Annotated in this window: 14 protein-coding genes and 5 tRNA genes; 14 read left to right on the plus strand and 5 right to left on the minus strand. The window is 69.0% G+C overall.

The features are described from left to right. The gene (locus ACRSBM_RS09065) at positions 1-783 is read right to left on the minus strand and encodes an anti-sigma factor domain-containing protein (RefSeq protein ID WP_434441803.1); all 783 of its coding nucleotides are present in this window, start codon (positions 781-783) and stop codon (positions 1-3) included. Continuing rightward, positions 780-1,400, minus strand: a complete 621-nt coding sequence (locus ACRSBM_RS09070) for an RNA polymerase sigma factor (protein WP_434441804.1) — start codon at positions 1,398-1,400, stop codon at positions 780-782. The genes ACRSBM_RS09065 and ACRSBM_RS09070 overlap by 4 nt, the downstream gene beginning before the upstream one ends. Positions 1,401-1,656: 256 nt before the next feature. Between ACRSBM_RS09070 and ACRSBM_RS09075 the strand changes: the two genes are divergently transcribed. The 10 genes from ACRSBM_RS09075 to ACRSBM_RS09120 all read left to right on the plus strand — a co-directional run bounded on the left by ACRSBM_RS09075 (position 1,657) and on the right by ACRSBM_RS09120 (position 9,018). Continuing rightward, positions 1,657-2,082 carry an SsgA family sporulation/cell division regulator gene (locus ACRSBM_RS09075; RefSeq protein ID WP_030477975.1) on the plus strand — a complete coding sequence of 142 codons (426 nt, stop codon included), beginning with the start codon at positions 1,657-1,659 and terminating at the stop codon, positions 2,080-2,082. Between the two features lie 106 nt (positions 2,083-2,188). Next, positions 2,189-2,261, plus strand: a tRNA-Gly gene (locus ACRSBM_RS09080). 40 nt (positions 2,262-2,301) lie between these two features. Next, positions 2,302-2,373, plus strand: a tRNA-Cys gene (locus ACRSBM_RS09085). A gap of 1 nt (position 2,374) precedes the next feature. Beyond that, positions 2,375-2,446 (plus strand) — tRNA-Val (locus ACRSBM_RS09090). Positions 2,447-2,786: 340 nt separating this feature from the next. Continuing rightward, positions 2,787-2,859: transfer RNA gene (locus ACRSBM_RS09095), tRNA-Gly, on the plus strand. 1 nt (position 2,860) lies between these two features. Continuing rightward, positions 2,861-2,932 (plus strand) — tRNA-Val (locus ACRSBM_RS09100). 165 nt (positions 2,933-3,097) lie between these two features. After that, entirely contained in the window at positions 3,098-3,688 is a 591-nt protein-coding gene (locus ACRSBM_RS09105; RefSeq protein ID WP_434441808.1) for a TIR domain-containing protein, read from the plus strand. Positions 3,689-3,690: 2 nt separating this feature from the next. Beyond that, on the plus strand, positions 3,691-5,307 hold the full coding sequence (locus tag ACRSBM_RS09110) for a tyrosine-protein kinase family protein (RefSeq protein WP_434441810.1): 1,617 nt from the start codon (positions 3,691-3,693) through the stop codon (positions 5,305-5,307). A gap of 13 nt (positions 5,308-5,320) precedes the next feature. Next, the gene (locus ACRSBM_RS09115; protein ID WP_434441813.1) at positions 5,321-5,920 is read left to right on the plus strand and encodes a hypothetical protein; all 600 of its coding nucleotides are present in this window, start codon (positions 5,321-5,323) and stop codon (positions 5,918-5,920) included. Next, a complete protein-coding gene (locus ACRSBM_RS09120; protein WP_434441815.1) occupies positions 5,917-9,018 on the plus strand; it encodes an ATP-binding protein in 3,102 nt (1,033 codons plus the stop codon). The genes ACRSBM_RS09115 and ACRSBM_RS09120 overlap by 4 nt, the downstream gene beginning before the upstream one ends. 42 nt (positions 9,019-9,060) lie before the next feature. Here the strand turns inward: ACRSBM_RS09120 and ACRSBM_RS09125 are convergent, their stop codons facing one another. After that, positions 9,061-9,681, minus strand: coding sequence for a hypothetical protein (locus tag ACRSBM_RS09125; protein ID WP_434441818.1), 621 nt, complete (start codon positions 9,679-9,681; stop codon positions 9,061-9,063). A gap of 217 nt (positions 9,682-9,898) precedes the next feature. On the opposite strand from ACRSBM_RS09125, the gene ACRSBM_RS09130 reads away from it, so the two are divergent. After that, the gene (locus ACRSBM_RS09130; RefSeq protein WP_434441819.1) at positions 9,899-10,075 is read left to right on the plus strand and encodes a hypothetical protein; all 177 of its coding nucleotides are present in this window, start codon (positions 9,899-9,901) and stop codon (positions 10,073-10,075) included. A gap of 102 nt (positions 10,076-10,177) precedes the next feature. Then, a complete protein-coding gene (locus tag ACRSBM_RS09135; protein WP_434441820.1) occupies positions 10,178-11,380 on the plus strand; it encodes a helix-turn-helix domain-containing protein in 1,203 nt (400 codons plus the stop codon). On the opposite strand, the gene ACRSBM_RS09140 is transcribed toward ACRSBM_RS09135, so the two are convergent. Then, the gene (locus ACRSBM_RS09140; protein ID WP_434441822.1) at positions 11,371-14,247 is read right to left on the minus strand and encodes a tetratricopeptide repeat protein; all 2,877 of its coding nucleotides are present in this window, start codon (positions 14,245-14,247) and stop codon (positions 11,371-11,373) included. The genes ACRSBM_RS09135 and ACRSBM_RS09140 overlap by 10 nt on opposite strands. A gap of 162 nt (positions 14,248-14,409) precedes the next feature. Between ACRSBM_RS09140 and ACRSBM_RS09145 the strand changes: the two genes are divergently transcribed. Together ACRSBM_RS09145 and ACRSBM_RS09150 are read left to right on the plus strand one after the other, a co-directional pair. Beyond that, a complete protein-coding gene (locus ACRSBM_RS09145) occupies positions 14,410-14,982 on the plus strand; it encodes a vWA domain-containing protein (RefSeq protein WP_434441823.1) in 573 nt (190 codons plus the stop codon). Positions 14,983-15,071: 89 nt separating this feature from the next. Continuing rightward, positions 15,072-16,001: a hypothetical protein gene (locus tag ACRSBM_RS09150; protein WP_434441825.1), complete on the plus strand. Its 930-nt coding sequence runs from the start codon at positions 15,072-15,074 to the stop codon at positions 15,999-16,001. Here ACRSBM_RS09150 and ACRSBM_RS09155 read toward each other — a convergent pair. Next, the gene (locus tag ACRSBM_RS09155; RefSeq protein ID WP_434441828.1) at positions 15,996-16,397 is read right to left on the minus strand and encodes a PPOX class F420-dependent oxidoreductase; all 402 of its coding nucleotides are present in this window, start codon (positions 16,395-16,397) and stop codon (positions 15,996-15,998) included. The genes ACRSBM_RS09150 and ACRSBM_RS09155 overlap by 6 nt on opposite strands. Between the last annotated feature and the right edge of the window lie 19 nt (positions 16,398-16,416).

Here is a 16,416-nt window from a genome sequence, read left to right on the forward strand (position 1 = left end):
TCAGGCGGGTGCAACCTCACCGCCCGCCAGCACCTCCGAGGGGTTCGGCGGCGCTTGGCGGCCTGGTTCCAGCGACACCGCGAAGGTCGTGTGTTTGTGCGCGTCAGCGGACCAGGCCAGCAGTTGCGGGTCGGTCGAGCCTGCGCGCACGTCGAACACCGCCAACGGTACCGGCGCTTTCGTGCTCGCACCCCAGACTACGTAAATATGGCCCGAGTCGTTCGGTTTCAGGTTCGTCGGCAGCACTGCCGCGGAGTTCGGGTTGGACAGGACGATGGCCACCTCGTCGCCCGAACCGGTGCGCAGGACCGCCCTGTTCGTGCTCGGGTCGGCGGCCAGGGACAGGGCCTTGTTCAGCTCGTCGGTGCGCGTTTGTGCTGCCGTCACCTCGTCGGAGAGCTGGTTCACGCGCACGCCGAGGTAGCCGGCGCCGGCCAGGACTGCCGCTGCCGCCGCGGCGGCCAGCAGGATGCGGCCGGTGCGGCGGCGGTTGCTTGGGCGCAGCGGGGTCGGGGCCTCGTGGCGCGGGGCTTGCGGGGGTGATGCTTCCTGCGGGGTGTGTTCGATCTGGTCCATCAGCTTCGCGCGCAGGCGGGGCGGTGGCTGTTCCTGGCGGACGGCGCCGCCGATGCCCGCGAGCACCTCCTGCGTCGACCGCACCGTGCGCTGGCACGCGGGGCAGGTCGGCAGGTGGTCGCGGACCAGTGCTTCCTCGTCCGGCTCCAAGGAGTGCATCGCCCAGCCGACGGCGAGCTCCTCGTTAGCGCACAGGTCGCCGTTCACCGGTGAGCTCCTGTCGTTTCGCCGGTCTCGCCGGCCCACAAGTTCCCCAACGTCCCTCTTAGACGTCTTATTGCCGCGAAGGTGCGTGATTTCACAGTCCCGAGCGGGACGCCTGTCAGCTTGGCCACTTCGCACTGCGTGTAGCCGCCGAGATAGGCGAGCGCGATGACTTGGCGCTGTTCTTCGGGCAGCGTGTGCAGGGCTGCTCTGACCTCGGCGCTCACCACGCTGACCAACGCTGCGTGATCGGAGCCTTCGGCCGGAGGTGAGACATCGTCGGTCAGGGGAACAGTCCGACGACGTTGAGTGTTCCCCTTACGTACGGCATCCACCGCGCGGTGGTGCACCAAAGTCATCAACCAGGTGCCGAAACTTCCGCGGGTGGGGTCGAACCTGGCGGGATGCCGCCAGAGTGCGAGGAAGGCTTCCTGGACGACGTCCTCGGCCAGCTCCGGATCAACGCAGATGCGCCTGGCCAGCGAATATGCCGGTGTGCCGTACCTGTCGTACAGCTCACCGAACGCCGACCGGTCGCCCTGTGCGAGCCTTTGCACGAGGTCGTAATCGGTCGGCCGGCCGTCGCGTGACGCGACGGGTGGGCCGGGCGAGTCAGCCACCAGAGATGTCCTCACGTCCAACATTCGCGCAACAGCCGGTACCGGGTTCAGGTTAGACCCAGCAAGATGGGAGTCGCTGGACGCGGGCTAACGAGCGAGGAGGACACGGAGCGCGTGCAAACGGTCGCCGTGCGCAATCGAGCTGACCCGTTGGGGTGATCTGGGCCCGATTCGCGAGCGTTCCTCGCCACATGCACGTCACAACTAAGGTGCTCGGTCGTTTGATTGACCGGGAAGGGAGAAGAGGGTAACGACGATGCGCAACGATCACGTGACGCTCCGCTCGACAGCGGTCTTCGACCTGCTGGCGCCGAGGACCCCCGCGGTCCCGGTTCAGGTGGAGCTGCGATACGACACAAAGGACCCATACGCGGTCGTCGCCGCGTTCCGCACCGGCCGCGCCGGTTGGGTCGAGTGGGTGTACGCCCGCGACCTGCTCGCAGACGGTCTCATCGCCGACGCCGGCGACGGTGACGTCCGGATCCGCCCCGCCGCCGACGACCCCGAGGTCGTCGTGATCGAGCTGAGCTCGCCGTCCGGCCACGCCATGTTCGAGGCGTCCGCCCAGGAACTCGCCGACTTCCTCGACCGGACCTACGACGTCGTCGTGCCCGGCAACGAGCACCTCTGGGTCAACGTCGACGAGGCGCTCACGCACCTCATCTCGAACGACCTGAGCTGAAAAACCGGAGGTAGGGGGCCCGCGATGGCGAAGCGGGCACCCCCGGTGAAACCGGCTTGACCCCCTCGTATAAGGTTGTTTCAACATCACGAACGCGGTGATGTACGCGGATGTAGCGCAGTTGGTAGCGCATCACCTTGCCAAGGTGAGGGTCGCGAGTTCGAGTCTCGTCATCCGCTCTGTGGTTCCTCGGCGTTCTCGCCGTGGATCCATGCTCCTGGCGGAGTGGCCGAGTGGCTTAGGCAAGGGCCTGCAAAGCCCTGTACACGGGTTCGATTCCCGTCTCCGCCTCGGACGATTAGCTCAGCGGGAGAGCACTACCTTGACACGGTAGGGGTCACTGGTTCAATCCCAGTATCGTCCACGTCGCTCGGGGCGAGTTGTGTTCGCGGAATGCGCGAACCTGCTCGCTCCGTTGTGTTTTCTGGGGGTGCAACCCCCAGACCCCGCCCGGCGGGCTCCGCCCCCGGACCCCCGTTGGCGGGCTTCGCCGCCCCGGATCCCGGCTGGCTTCGCTCCGGAACCCTCGCTCGGGGGCTTCACCCCCGGGAGTCCTCGATGGGCTTCGCTCAGGACTCCCCGTGCGCTTCGTCGAGGTCCTGGGGTGGCCCTCGGCGGCTTGCGGGGGCGAGATCTGCCGATTTGGAACTTCGGGGGACCGTCGGATAAAGTTCCTCTCGCGCCGCGGGAAACCGGGGCGCGACGCGGATGTAGCGCAGTTGGTAGCGCATCACCTTGCCAAGGTGAGGGTCGCGAGTTCGAGTCTCGTCATCCGCTCGGACGATTAGCTCAGCGGGAGAGCACTACCTTGACACGGTAGGGGTCACTGGTTCAATCCCAGTATCGTCCACTCGCTCCAGGAAGCCCTCGATCGACCATGATCGAGGGCTTCCTGCTGTTCCGGGTGTGAACGCGCCGGCCGCCCTGTTTTTGTCCATTTAATGGTCGGAACGGCCGAAAATGCCCACTTTTTTGTCTTTTATCGACGTGGGTGCCGCCTCTACCGTTGTGCGTTGTGTCCGGCTACAAGTACGACTTCTTCATCAGCTACTGCCGATATGGCAGCGTGCAGAGATGGCTGCTGAACCACTTCCTCGACAAGCTCAAGGAATGTTTGGCTGACCAATACGCGCCCACTCCGACGGTGTACGTCGACCGGTCGATGGAGCGCGGTGTGCACTGGCCGTCGAACCTGCGGGACGCGCTGCGCCACAGCAAGATCATGATCCAGCTGCTGACCCCGCAGTACTACGGGTCGCGCTGGTGCATGGCCGAGCAGAAGAGCATGCGGGCCAGGGAGGACGCGCTGGGCCTCGCCAGCCGGGAAGTCTCCCAGGGGTTGATCTACCCCATCCTCTACTCCGACTCCGACAACTTTCCTCCCGAGGAAAAGGAACGATCGTGGGTGAATTTCAAGGATGTCGCCCACCCGGACCCGGTGTACCAGCAGAGCAGGAAATACCTCCGATTCCACACGCGGGTCAACGAACTGGCGGCCGATCTCGTCGAGCTCGCCAAGCAGGCGCCTCCGTGGCGGCCGGACTGGCCTGACGTCGATCCGCCGGAACCTCCGCTCATGCCGCCACCGCAGATACCGAGGTTCTGACCATGGCTGGGCCCGTCATCACCTTCTACTCGTACAAGGGCGGCGTCGGACGCAGTTTCACCATGGCCAGCATCGCGGTGCTGCTCGCCCGATGGGGTTATCGGGTGCTGACGATCGACTGGGACCTCGAAGCTCCCGGCCTGCACCACTACTTCGCGCCGGTTCTGCCGGAAGCGCCACAAGGTGGCGTGATCGATCTCGCGCACGACTTCCTCGCGGGCGCGAAGCGACCTGACCCGCACATTCTGAAGGTCGACGTCGAAGGCAACGGCTCGCTCGCGTTGCTGGCCGCGGGGAAGATGGACCGCGGCTACATGGGCCGGATGCAGTCGATCGACTGGGAGGACCTGTACGAGCGGGGGTTCGCGACCTTCCTCGAGGTGTGCCGCGAGATCTGGACCGCCGAACACGACTTCGTCCTGATCGACAGCAGGACGGGCATCTCCGACATCGCGAGCATCTGCACGGCTCATCTGCCGGACCGCCTGGTCGTCGTCTTCACCGCGAACGACCAGAACCTCGACGAGGTCGTGGACATCGCCCGGCGCGCCGACGACGCGAGAGACCGGATGCCCTACGACCGGCCCCGGCACGTCGTGCTGCCCGTGCTGTCGCGACTGGACAACCGGGTGGAGTACGAGCGCGCGGAGCGGTGGCAGCGCAAGTGCGCGCGGGCGGTCGCCCCGCTGTTCGAGAACTGGTTGGTCAAAAGCGTTCCTGAAGACCTGATGCTGCGGCACCTCACGGTGCCGTACGTGTCCTACTGGAGTTTCGGCGAACAGCTGCCGGTGCTGGACGAGCTCGTCCCTTCGCCCGACCAGATCTCGTACGCGCTGGAGACCATCGCGGCCGTGATCGCGCAGGGGTTCGACCGGACAGATGTGCTGCAGGACAACCGTGACGCCTACGTCGCCGCCGCGCGCAACCACCACCGGGACTTCGACCTCGACCTGCTGGTCTCCAGCCCCCGGACGTTGTTGAGGGCCACGGAACACCTCATCGCCGAACTGAACGCGCTCGGCGTGCGGGCCGAACGGTCGGTCTCCGGTGACCCGATGATGCTGGAACAGGCGGGGGAACCGGCGGAACACCTGTGCCTCCTGGTGGACGGGGAAGTGAGCCGGTGGCAGATCACCGAGGCGGAGCGCTTCCTGCGGCACGCGATCGGGCCGGAAGGTGGCCAGCGGCAGTTGTTCTGCGTGCTGTCCAGGAACACCGACAGGGACCAGCTTCCCGGCTTCCTGCGCAACCTCCGGCACCTGGAGCTGGGCGAGCGCCCCGAACTCGTCGCACGGCAGCTCCAAGCCCTCATCCACGGAACTTCCGACCACGAACCGAACCAGGAAGCGTTGATGGCCGCCGCGGCCGCGTTGCGCGGTCTGCCGGAGGAGATGCCGTACGCCGGCCGGTTCGTGCTCGCCCAGGAGACCGTGCGCGGCATGACGGCGGCGCTCGACGGCGGCGACATGTTGCTGCTGCACGACCACTCGGCTGATCTCGCGCTCATCAGCAAGGCGCACGGCGACGGCGCCCAGGCAGCGATGCCGGCCGAACTGCGAGCTGCTGTGGGTGAGCTGCTCGCCCGGATCGATCGACGACTGAACGCGTTCACCGACTGAGAGAGGCGGCGTGATGCCGGAGAAGTTGGGTGCCCCTGAGCTCGCGGCACTGATGGTGTTGATGCTCGAGAACCGCAAGATGCTCAACACTGAGCTGAACGACCAGGTGAGGCTCACGAAGCCCAGCCGTGGCAGGTTGAACAGGGCCGGCTTGATCCGGACGGACGAAGCCGTCAAGCCGATGGTGCACGAGATCACCGACGAGGGCATCGCCCGGTGCCTGAAGGACCTTTCGCAGGGGGAGCTGCCACCGAGGACGCCTTCGCACGCACGCGCCGGCTTCGCGCTGCTGAGGAAGTTCATCCTCCACCACGAGGCCAACGGCACGCTCGTCCAGGTGATCCGGTCACGGGACCTGGAGTCGTTGATCCGGTCCGTCTACGAGGAGCTGGCCGTCGAGCCGCAGGACTGGATCCGGCTGGCGCGCATCCGGCCCCGGCTCAACGGCGCGGAGAAGGGCCAGGTCGACGACGTGCTGGTGAAGATGATGAAGACCGGGACCGTTCACCTGGCGCCCGAGTCCAACACGAAGGTGCTCACCGCCGAGGACCGCGCCGCGGCGTTGCGGGTCGGTAGTGAGGATCTGCACCTCGTGGCGATGGAGGAGTCATGACCGCGCAGCTGCGGGAGGCGCTGGCCGCGTTGCGCTTCAACTCCGCCGAGACACCGGACGACGTCTGGCGCAGGTCGCCTTCGCACGTCGACGGGTTGCACACCAGGGCGGAGCACCGCATCCGGACCGCGATCGCGGACGCCAGGGACAGCAGGGGGTCCAACCCCATCGGGCTGGTCCTGCAGGGGCGCAAGGGCGTCGGGAAGACGCACCTGCTCGGCACCGTGCGCAGCATGGTGCAGGAGACCGGTGGCTACTTCTTCCTGATCGAGGTCACCTCGGCGGTGATGTTCTGGGAGGACGTCGCCGACGCCATGCGCAGCGAGCTGCTCAGGGCCGACGACAGCGGTGAGCTCCAGCTGATCGTGTTGCTGCGGCAGCTGTGCCGGGGTGCCGACGTGTCCGATGAGGACACTCGGGCGATCCTGAACGAAGCCGAGCTCACGCCGGCGCACCTGCGTTCGCTCGTCGCCGGGTTGCGGAAGGTGGACGCACGCATCGCGAGTGAGTGCGAGGACGTGATCCGGGCGTTGGTGTTGTACGCGTCGAGTCACACGGCGATCGGCCGGACCTACCTCGAAGGGCTCGACGACGGGGCGGAGGAGCGCCGGGAGTGGGGCCTGTCGGCGAGGTCGAAGCCGGCACAGCACCTCGTGCGGGACATCTCCCGCGTCCTCGCGCTGACGGGGCCGTGCGTGGTCGCGATCGACCAGCTCGACACCGTGGTCAACAAGACCCAGGACCTCATCGAGGACGAGATCAGCCAGGAGGAGGCGCGGGAGCTCGCGCTGATCTCGGACGGGTTGATGCAGCTGCGCGAGATCACCCGGCGGACGCTGACGATCGTGGCCTGCCTGCCCACCACGTGGAAGAAGCTGGGCATGGCCGCGAGCGACACCGTCGGCGACCGGTTCACCACCACGCCGATCCTCGGCGCGATCATGGACCCCGCGATCGCCAGGACGCTGGTCGAGAAGTGGCTCGCGGTGATCTACGGCAGCCACGGGATCACGCCTCCCCATCCGACGTGGCCGGTGGCGGCGGAGGCGTTCGGCGACGACTGGCAGGCGGAGACGCCGCGCACGCTGCTCAAGCGGGTCCACTCCCACGCGGAAGCCTGCCTGCACGGCGAGATCCGGGAGCTCCGCTCGTTCCAGGAGTCGCAGGAGCAGGAGACGTCGGCACCCGCACGGCAGGCGGGGCCGGAGGAGGACTACCTCTCCGAGCTCGACGCCAGGTTCGCGCGGTTGCGGGAGAAGGCCGCGCTCGCCGCCGCGGACGTCCGGCCGCACAACGAGGACGACGTGATGCCGGCGTTGCTGCTGGCCGGGCTGAGGTCGTGGGTCACGGAGATCGGCAACGACGACCTCGCGTGGCACCCCGAGCCGCAGTCCGAGGACAAGAGCCTGCACGCGAGCCTGCGGCACACCGTGGACGAGGAACGCGACGTCGAGGAGCGCTGGGTCTTCCGGCTCATCGCGAGCAGCCACGGCAACCGGGTGCTGCGCAGGCTGCGGGACGCGCGGGCGGCGGCGGAGGACGGGCGCGGCCGGCACCTCGTGCTGATCCGCAACGGTTCCAAGGGCTGGACCGGCGCGAAGACCAGGGGTGAGGTCGCGGAGTTCGAGAAGCGCGGCGGCAGGAGCATCGACGTGTCCGACGACGACCTGCGCACCTTCACCGCGCTCAAGGAGATGTGGTCGTCGCAGTCGCACCAGCTGCTCGCGTGGCTCGTGGCGCGGAAACCGGCCAGCAGCACCACGTTCCTGCAGGTGATCCTGCCGGATCCGGCGCGGAGTGGCACGAGGAGCGGGCACCAGGAGACGCGGCCGCCGCCGAAGCCGAAGCAGGAGAAGGCGCAGCCGAAGCCGGAGAAGGCGCACAGCGGTGAGATCGTGCTCGGGATGGACGGGGAGATCCGGATCGAGCTGGAGTCGTTGCGCAAGCACGCGATCGTGTTCGCCGGATCCGGTAGCGGGAAGACCGTCCTGTTGCGCCGGATCGTGGAGGAATGCGCGTTGCACGGGGTTTCGTCGATCGTGCTGGACCCCAACAACGACCTGGCGCGGCTCGGCGATGCCTGGCCGGAACCGCCGGGGGAGTGGCGGGCGGGCGACGAGGCCAGGGCCGCCGAGTACCTGGCGCACACCGAAGTCGTCGTGTGGACGCCGGGGCGGGCCAGTGGACGGCCGTTGAGCTTCCACCCGTTGCCGGACTTCGCGTCGGTGCGCGGGGACGAGGACGAGTTCGGGGCCGCGATCGAAGCCGCCGTCGCCCGGTTGCTGCCACACGCGCGGATCGCGAACGGCACGAAGTTCGCCGTGAGGGGACGGGCCGTGCTCAAGGAGGCGCTGAGGTACTACGCGCGCAACGACAGGCGGGACCTGACCGGGTTCGTGGACCTGCTGGCGGAGTTGCCGGACGGGGTGAGCGCGCTCCAGTCCGCGGCGGCCACGGCGGCTGATCTGGCGGAGACGTTGAGGGCCGCGATGGTCAACGACCCGTTGCTCGCGGGCCAGGGCGAACCGACGGATCCGGGGATGTTGCTCAGGCCCGCCGAGGGCAGGAGGGCACGGATCTCGGTGATCAGCTTCGTGGGACTGCCGTCCGACGAGCAACGGCAGGGGTTCATCAGCCAGTTGCAGCTGGAGGTGTTCGCCTGGATCAAGCAGAACCCGGCCGTCGACCGGCCGCTCGGCGGGCTGATGGTCATGGACGAGGCGCAGACGATCGCGCCGTCCGGCCAGGCGACGGCCAGCACGCAGACCACGATCCTGCTGGCGTCGCAGGCGCGCAAGTACGGGTTGGGGTTGTTGCTGGCCACGCAGGCGCCGAAGGGTGTGCACAACCAGGTCACCGGCAACGCCACCACGCAGTTCTTCGGGCGGTTGAACAGTCCGGCGCAGATCGCGGCGGCGACGGACATGGCGCGGGCCAAGGGAAGCACGATCGCGGACATCTCCCGGTTGGAGCGCGGGCAGTTCTACGCCACCGGGGACACGTTCGGGTTCCGGCGGATGCGGGCGCCGCTGTGCCTGAGTCATCACCCGCCGAGCCCGTTGCGGCTCGAGGAAGTCATCGAGCGGGCCAGGAGATGAGCAAGGCCGGTGTCCCCGGACGGGGACACCGGCCTTGTCGCATCAAAGCGTGGTGAGCATGTCCTCGATTCGTTGCCACAGCGTGGAGAACTGCTCGGTGGAGCCGCCGAGGACGACGAAGTTCACCGTCTCGTCGTCGCCGTTGCGGACTTCCAGCGCGTACACCGCGTCGCCCTCCCGTTCGACGCGCACGGCGATCGTGCTGTCTCCCCGGTGCACGGTGCCGGCGAGACCGCGTCTGGCGAGCGCGGGCGGGGCGGCGGCGAACTGCTCGGCCAGCTGACGCAGAGCGTTGCCCGCGGGTTCCGGTTGCTTGAGCACGGCCGCCAGGCCGGCCACCGGAACCCGTTCGCGGCCGGCGGTCTCGGCGGCCTCGACGCGGGACACCAGGGTGTCGACGAGGTGCTCGTCCGCCCGCAGGTACGTGCCGTTCGACGACGGCGGCGCGTCACCGGTCAGCACCGGCAGCACGTGCTCGCCGGTCGCCGAGTCGTCCACCGTGGACAGGAACGGCACCAGGAAGCGCACCTGTGCGTGTGGCAGGTCGTTTCCGTCCAGCACGGTCAGGCCGCGCTGCCGGCACGCCTCGACGACCTCGTCGACCAGGGCGCGCTGTTGCTCGGCGAACGACACGGCGATGTCGTAGGTCGCGGATTCGGTCACTCCAACCTCCAAGCTCTCGGCCGGCCGGCGGCCGGGCGCGCGCAGCATCCACGCCGGGTGTTGACCAGAAGTGGATGAGGAGTGGACGTGTTGACCACCTCGGTGGGCAACGGGAAACACCTGGTTCCACGCTTTTCCAGGACGAATTCTTGAAGGGAGCCCGCAGAGAGCGGGCGAATTCCGGAAATCAGTTCCGACTCCCTTCGGAGGATTCGCCATGCCCAGAATCGTGTCCACTTTCGCCGCCGGTGCGGCCACGCTGCTGACCGCGCTCGCCGTCGCCGCCTCCGTTTCCGGTGGCGTCGCGGCCAACGCCGACGACACCCCGCCGCCGCCTCCCACCACGACCACCACGGAAACGCAGGACGGTGGCGGGAACGTGTGGCACGGCTGAGGTAAGCCGCAAATGCGCCCCGGCCGTTTTGTCATGGCCGGGGCGATTGCGTCGACCAGGTTCGGATGATGTACTCGGAACACGCCGGAGCGGGAGGCAGTCGTGGCCGGAACTTTTGGTGAGCTGCTGCGCGAACATCGCATCGCCGCGGGGATGTCGATGGGCCAGCTGGCCAAGCTGATCCATTACAGCAAGGGCTATCTCAGCAAGATCGAGAACGATCTCAAACCGCCGACCCCGACGGTGGCACGGCTGTGTGACGGCGCCCTGAACCTCGGCGGCAGGCTGGTCGAGGCGGCGCTGCGGCCCGTGCCCGCGCTCGGCCGGCGTCAGGTGCTGGTCGCCGGGACGATGCTCGGTGCGGGAACGATGCTCGGCGTCGGGCCGCTCGCGGGTGGCGGAGCGCGGCCGGTGCCGGACGAGACGGTGCTCGCGGGAATGCGCGTCTCGTTCGAGAACCTGAAGAGCCTCGGGCTGAGCACGAGTCCGATGGCACTCGTCGAGTCACTGAAAGCCTTGCAGCACACGGTGCACGGCATGGCGCGCGAGAACACCGGACCGGTCGGCACGCGGCTGTTGCGGCTCGCCGCGCGCATCGCCGAGTACACCGGCTGGATGTGCCAGGAGGCGGGCGACGAGCCGGGCGCGCTGTGGTGGACCCGGCACGCTTCGGAACTCTCCCGTGCAGCAGGCGATCCGGACATCGCGAGCTACGCGTTCGTGCGCGAGGCGGGGCTCGCCCTGTACCGGCAGGACGCGGCCGCGACGATCAGTCTCGCCCAGCAGGCGCAGTGGATCGGACGGGCCGGCTCACGCGTTCTCGCGCTGGCCGCTCGCCGGGAAGCGCAGGGACACGCGCTCGCCGGTGACCGGTACGCCGCGGAGAGCGCCTTCGACCGCGCCGCGGGGCTGATGGGCGTCGCCGAGCCGGACAGTCCTTACCCGGCACTGGGTTCGAGCGCGCCCGATCCGCTGGAGCTGGCGAGGGGATGGTCGTTGTCCGACCTCGGGCTCAACGCCCAGGCCGCGGCTCTGCTCGAACGCCAGCTCATGCTGGTACCCGCCACGTCCCGCCGTACCAGGGCGCGGTTCGGCACGCGCCGGTCGCTCGCGTACGCGTTGTCAGGCGAGGTCGACGAAAGCTGCCGCACGCTCACCCACGTGCTGGACGATGTGGCGCACGTCGACTCGGCGACGGTGCGGACCGACCTGCGGCAGCTCGGGAGGACCCTGGGCCGGTGGCACAACCACGGCGCGGTCCGGGAGGTCTACCCGGACCTGAAGCGCCTGCTCGCTCACCGCTGACCGCACGCGCACGCCAGCGTCGCCCGTTCAGCCCGCACCTCCTCGGCTTCGGGCTGGTCGAGCTCGCGGAACACCGCTTCGGCGGCGTCCCAGTGCGGGACAGCCTCGTCGTGCCGGTCAAGGGCGTGCAGCGTGCGTGCCACGCCGATCTCGCCGTGTGACTGGTTGGTCCGGTTGCCGGTGCCGATGGCGATGTCCAGCAACGACAGGTAAAGGCGCAACGCCTCGAGCAGGTTGCCGCCGTCGCGCGCCGTGGCGGCCCGGTCGCGGTGCAGCCGCGCGGTCAGGTCGGGATCGGCCAGCTCGGCGGCCGCCTTGGCCGCGAGATCGTGGTGGTGCAACGCGAGTTCCAGCCGGCCCGCCAGCCGATGCGCGTCGGCGATGTTGGTCAACGCGAAGGCGGCCACGCACGCGTCACCGAGCTCGACGGCGATCTCGTGCGCTTCGAAGTGCGTAGGGATCGCGTCTTCGAGCCTGCCGAGGTGTTGCTGGATCGCGCCGAGGTTGTTGAGCGCGTGGGCGAGTCCTTGCCGGTGCTGGATGTCCCGGAGGATCTTGATGGCCTCCTCTTGTTGCTCCAGCGCGATGTCGTAGCGGTGGTGCTGTTCGTTCAGGTAGCCGAGCATGCTCAGGGCGTGGGCACGGCCGCGCAGGTCTCCGCACTGCTCGTACTTCGCTTGTGCGGCTTCGAAGTGCTTCATCGCCTCGTCGTGGTCACCGAGCTGCAGTGACGAGATGGCGAGCGCGCCGAGGGCCGCCGCCTCGCCCGCCACGTCGCCGAGCCGGGTCCATCGCTCCAGCGCCTGCCGGGCGAGGTCCAGCGCGTCGCGGTGCCGGCCGCACCTGTCGTGTGCGGTGGAAAGTCGTTGCAGCACATGGGCTTGGCTGTGGTCGTCGTCCGTGCGCACGGACTCGACGGCGCCGATCCAGTCCTCGAACCGGTTCGCCGTGTTGAAGTGCCGCCAGATCAACGCGACCAGCCGCCACGCGTGGTCAGGGCCGGAGTACGTGATCGCGGCCATCAGGTTGTCGCGTTCGGCGGTGATCCACGCCAACGCCTTGTCCGCCACCGGGAACCGCACACCGAGCGGGCTTTCGCGGTCCACGTCAGGCAAAGCGAGGCGGTCGAACGGATAGGCGACGCTCACCGCGCCGGCCAGCGTCACGAGGTAGAAGTCGAGCAGGCGCGCCAGGGCGTCGGCCGGCGGTTCTCCGGCGGTGGCGGCGAACTCCTTGATGGAGTCCATCATCTGGTAGCGGTGCGGCGCGACCTCTTCCAGCAGGCAGACCTCGTGCAGGTCGTGGAGCAGCTTGCGGGTGGCGGCGACGTCGCGACCGGCCAGCGCCGCGGCGCCGACGAGGTCGACATCGGGGCCGGGCAGGTGCCCGAACAGCCGGAAGAGTTGCTGCTGCTGCTCGTCGAGCTGCTGGTAGGACGCGTGGATGGCGGCGGCACCTTCCCGCCATGCCCCGCTGTCGTCCATCAGGCCGAGCAGGTGGTCCAGCGACCACCTGTCGTGCTTGCGCAGCAACGCCGCCGCGACCGTGATCGACACAGGCAGGTACCCGCAACGTTTCACCAGGCTCGCCACGTCCGACGACTTGCCGCGCACCCGTGGCCCGATCAACGTCAGGAACAACGCCTCCGCGTCGGCGCGCGGCATCGGCGCGAGCCGGACGTGCTCGCTGATGTCGGGTTCGCCCATCCTGCGGCTGGTGACGACGGCGAAGCAGTCGCGCGCTTCGGGCAGCAACGGCCGGATCTGCTCGGGCGACACCGCGTTGTCCAGCACCACCAGCGTTTTCGTGCCGTAGAGCTGGGTCTGGTAGAGCGTTGCCTTGCGCCCCACCGTGTCCGGGATCTGCTCGGCGGGCACGCCCAGCTCGGTCAGCAGCTGGGTCAGCGCCTCCGAGATCGACATCGGTGCCACACCGGGCGTGAAACCGTTGAGCCGTACCAGGAGCTGGCCGTCGGGGAACCGGTGGCGCAGGCGGTGCACGGACTCGACGGCTAGAGCGGTCTTGCCGACGCCGGGCGCACCGCTGATCCACACCGCGCGCCGCTCGTCCGACCCCGCCGCGGCCGCCTCGATCGTCTCCAGCTCCCCGGACCGGCCGGTGAACCCACCGGGGCGGGACGGCAGCGAGCTCACCGGTTCACCCCGCCGGGCGCGTTCCGCGAGGTTGCGCAACACGGTTCCCGGTTCGAGCCCGAGCTCGGCGAGCGCACCGGACGCGGCGCCGAAGGCCCTGATCGCGCCGACCCGGTCGCCACCGGCGATCAGCGCGCGCATCAGCAGTTCCGCGTACTTCTGGTTGTCCGGGGCGGTGCGGACGGCGCGGCGCATCCGGTCGCGGGCCGAGCGGTGGTCGCCGGTGAGGAGCTCCAGTTCGGCCAGGTCACCGAGCGCGTCGAGGTGAGCCTCGTTCGGCGGGATCACCTCGACGCCGCCGATCCGGTCGATGTCGATGTCCTCCAGGAACTCGCCGCGCCACAGTGCCACCGCCTCGCGCAGCAGCTCGACAGCCCGGCGCTGGTCGTTGTCCTGCAGGGCCTGGGCGGCTTCGGCACGCAGCCGATCGAAGCGGACGGCGTCGATCTGGTCCTCGTCGACGCGCAGCACGTACCCGGTGGCCGTCCGCTCGATCTCCGCGTCGGTCCCGTCGAACGCCTTGCGCAGCTTGTTGATGTACCCGCGCACCAGCGTCCTGCGCTCCGGTTGGTCGGGCCACACGACCTCGGTGATCCGTTCGGGTGACACGGGCTTGTTCACGTGCAACAGGAGTACAACGAGGATGAAGCGTTGTTGCTGGTCCCCCAACGGTACGGCGATGCGGTCGTGCCACGCCTCCAGCGGACCCAGCATCCGAAACTCCACGCCGTCCTCCCGGTGTCCGAGCATCCGTCCGGGTGGAATGTCGCGCAAGGGCCCCTTGGCGTGTCAGCGAATCAGCTTTTTGTCCACCTTTGATCAACGCGATTCGGTAACGGTGCGCGCATCGCGCTCGGTGGTTGAGGGGGAGAACCGATGGTGCCCGATGTGTTGCCGTGCTATCTGGTGTGCGACGTCTCGTTCTCGGTGAGCGACCACATCGACGAGGTCAACGCCGGACTGCGGGAGTTCCGCGGTGTGGTGCACGCGGATCGGCGCGCCGCCGCCCAGATCCGGCTCTGCGTCGTCGCTTTCGCGCAAAGCCCGCTGGTCGTGCGGCCTTTGCTGCCCGCACTCGAACCGGCGGAGGTGATCAGGCCGCGTCAGGAGTCCGGTTCCGACTTCGGATCCGCGTTCACCCTCGTGCGCACCACCCTCGAACGTGACGTGCGCGGTCTCAAAGCACAGCGGATCCGGGTACGCCGCCCGGTGCTGTTCTTCGCCTCCGACGGCAGGCCGACCGATCCGGTGTGGCCCGCCGCGCTGGCACGGCTCACCGCCACGGCGTCGTGCCCGGAGATGATCGCGTTCGGGTTCGGTGCCGCCGACCAGCCGACCCTGGACCGCATCGGCACCTCGCGGGTCTTCCTCGGCCGCGACGGCGTGCGCCTGGGCCTCGCGCTGGCCACCTCGGTGGCACGCACGGCCCGGCGGCCACAGTACGTATGAGCGATCCACGGCGTGTCCACTTCTCGTCCACACGCCCGCCGCAACCTGCCTTCGCCACACGGGAGAGCGCAAGGGGAGGAGAGCGGGAGATGACGGCGAACCTGGTCCGGGAACTGAAGACCCTTCGCAAGGGACGGGGCGTGCACGCGGGGCGGATCGTGGACAAGGTCGGCACCGCGCTGGCCGCCGCGTGCGGCATCACCAGGGCCGACGGGCCGGTGGCCGCCAAGCAGAAGCTCGTCACCAGGCTGACCGAGCTGGTCGAGCAGCTCCCGGAGGACCTCCAGCTCGCGGCGCGGGCGGCGTTCGGTCTCATCCCGGAGGTCCGGCACCCGCTGTACCAGGAACGCGTCGGCTGGGTGGCGACGGTGATCGACCGCGACTCCCGCACCGTCCGCCGCCGTGTCGACGAGGCCGTCGAGCAGCTGGCCGAGCTCGCGGCGACGACCTCGCGGCGCGTCGACGGCGGCTGGCACACCGCGGAGCTCAGCGTCGCCGTCGTGCTGGACCAGGCGCAGCCGGAGGTGCTGGAGCGCTACCAGGTCGTCGTCGACCGGGACGGGGTGGACTTCTTCGAGTTCGCCCCGGCGTTCCCGATGCGCAGACGGGACGTGGACGTGCACCTGCTGTACGGCGGCACCCTGCAGAACCGCGGCGGTCTGGACCGTCCGGGCTTCACGCTCGTGCCGGCTGGACCGCTCATGCGCGGCGGGACGCACGAGTTCGCGATCCGCTACCGGCTGTCTCACCGCGACGCGATGCACCCGTGCGTGCTGTACGTGCCGAACCGGCCGTGCGAGGTGTTCGACCTGCGTGTGCGGTTCGAGCACGACCGCAAGCGGTTCGTGCGGGCGTTCGACGGGGTGCTGCAGCGCTCCGACGCCGAGCCGGCCGGGTTGCAGCAGGCGGTGGACCGGGCCGGGGAGATCCACCTGCGGTACCGGCGGCTGCTGCCCGGACTGCTGTACGGCGTGCGGTGGGGCGGCGCGGCGGTGTGCTCGGCGCGGCGGGCCTCATGACCGGCGGGGCTCGTACCAGGTCTCACCGGCCGGTTCGCCCGCCATGTTCCACGACCAGGCCCTCGTCGGCGTGATCCGGCAGTAGACGCCGGGGCCGACGAGGCCGACGCGGTCGGCCGGGTCGTCCGCGACGCCGTAGACGCGGATGGCCCTGGCGACGAACGGGCTGACCGAGACCAGGTCGTCGACCACCAGCGACACCTGGCGGCGGCCTGCGGTGATGTTGCGGAACTTGCGGGTGCGCAGGACCTGCTCGCCCACGCCGCCGACCCAGAAATGCGTGCCGTCGTACTCGAACGAGACCGGCACCACGTCCGGCCAGCCGTCGGAGTTCACGGTCGCGAGGCGGGCGAGGGGCTGTTCGCGCAGGTAGGCGATCTCTTCGTCGGTGAACATGCCGTCTATACGAACAGGG

The sequence above is a fragment of the Lentzea xerophila genome (assembly GCF_051094245.1).
In the GTDB taxonomy this organism is placed as follows: Bacteria; Actinomycetota; Actinomycetes; order Mycobacteriales; family Pseudonocardiaceae; genus Lentzea; species Lentzea xerophila.

Coding starts and splice junctions, on each gene's coding strand:
- ACRSBM_RS09150 (WP_434441825.1), top strand. CDS start 15,072: ATGACGGCGAACCTGGTCCGGGAACTGAAGACCCTTCGCAAGGGACGG.
- ACRSBM_RS09130 (WP_434441819.1), top strand. CDS start 9,899: ATGCCCAGAATCGTGTCCACTTTCGCCGCCGGTGCGGCCACGCTGCTG.
- ACRSBM_RS09140 (WP_434441822.1), bottom strand. CDS start 14,247: ATGCTGGGTCCGCTGGAGGCGTGGCACGACCGCATCGCCGTACCGTTG.
- ACRSBM_RS09075 (WP_030477975.1), top strand. CDS start 1,657: ATGCGCAACGATCACGTGACGCTCCGCTCGACAGCGGTCTTCGACCTG.
- ACRSBM_RS09110 (WP_434441810.1), top strand. CDS start 3,691: ATGGCTGGGCCCGTCATCACCTTCTACTCGTACAAGGGCGGCGTCGGA.
- ACRSBM_RS09115 (WP_434441813.1), top strand. CDS start 5,321: ATGCCGGAGAAGTTGGGTGCCCCTGAGCTCGCGGCACTGATGGTGTTG.
- ACRSBM_RS09145 (WP_434441823.1), top strand. CDS start 14,410: ATGGTGCCCGATGTGTTGCCGTGCTATCTGGTGTGCGACGTCTCGTTC.
- ACRSBM_RS09120 (WP_434441815.1), top strand. CDS start 5,917: ATGACCGCGCAGCTGCGGGAGGCGCTGGCCGCGTTGCGCTTCAACTCC.
- ACRSBM_RS09155 (WP_434441828.1), bottom strand. CDS start 16,397: ATGTTCACCGACGAAGAGATCGCCTACCTGCGCGAACAGCCCCTCGCC.